Below are 851 nucleotides of genomic sequence, written 5' to 3' on the forward strand. Positions count from 1 at the left end.
TCTTCTCCAAGAGGGACTTCAACACATTGCCTTTATTGCATCCTGAGATTGTGACCCAAGAGTTCCTCCTTGGAGAAGGAGGACAGGAGGATTGACCTGGTGGATTTAGTATATCGGCTAAAATTTATTATTAAGCACCTAATCAACATCGCTCAGGCCATACCTAAAACTACACATTCCAGAATTCATTCTCTTTTCCATTCCTCATTAGCTTTTCAACCATCAGGTGGTTTATCAATCTCCCTAAATCCCTCTTCTCCAAGAGGGACTTTGTAAGTGCCCATTCCATACAATAAGAGCCATTTTCTTGTCATTGAGTTCCTCCTTGGAGAAGGAGGACAGGAGGATTGATCATATTATTATTCTGGCAGATAATTTTCCAACACCCGTATAACATTATCCAAATCATTGCGTACTTCCTCTTCTGAAAATCGGAGTACAGTATATCCAAGCTCTTTTAATCGCTTATCCCGTACTTTGTCGTCCTCATATTTGAATTTATGGGAATACCCATCTAGTTCAATAACCAGGTTAAGTTTTCTGGAAATAAAATCAACGATATAATTATCAATGCAAAACTGGCGGTTAAATTGGTAGCCATGAAATTGGCTGGCCCGGAGGACTTCGTTCCAGAGAATAGCTTCTCCCTTAGTACCATCTTTCCGAAGTCTTCTGGCTAGCTCCTTATGCTTTTTATTATAGTGTGATTTACTCTTTGTCATCTTAACGAACTTTGTTTTTTGTCAATCTCCCTGAATCCCTCTTCTCCAAGAGGGACTTCAACACATTGCCTTTATTGCATCCTGAGATTGTGACCCAAGAGTTCCTCCTTGGAGAAGGAGGACAGGAGG

1 protein-coding gene is annotated in these 851 nt (G+C 40.5%); it reads right to left on the bottom strand.

Going from position 1 to position 851, the window contains the following annotated elements:
* Positions 1–359 precede the first annotated feature (359 nt).
* Positions 360–722: an endonuclease domain-containing protein gene (locus ACG2E4_RS18435; RefSeq protein ID WP_395262101.1), complete on the bottom strand. Its 363-nt coding sequence runs from the start codon at positions 720–722 to the stop codon at positions 360–362.
* Between the last annotated feature and the right edge of the window lie 129 nt (positions 723–851).

It is taken from the genome of Halalkalibaculum sp. DA384 (assembly GCF_043951955.1).
Taxonomy (GTDB): domain Bacteria; phylum Bacteroidota; class Rhodothermia; order Balneolales; family Balneolaceae; genus JAMQKA01.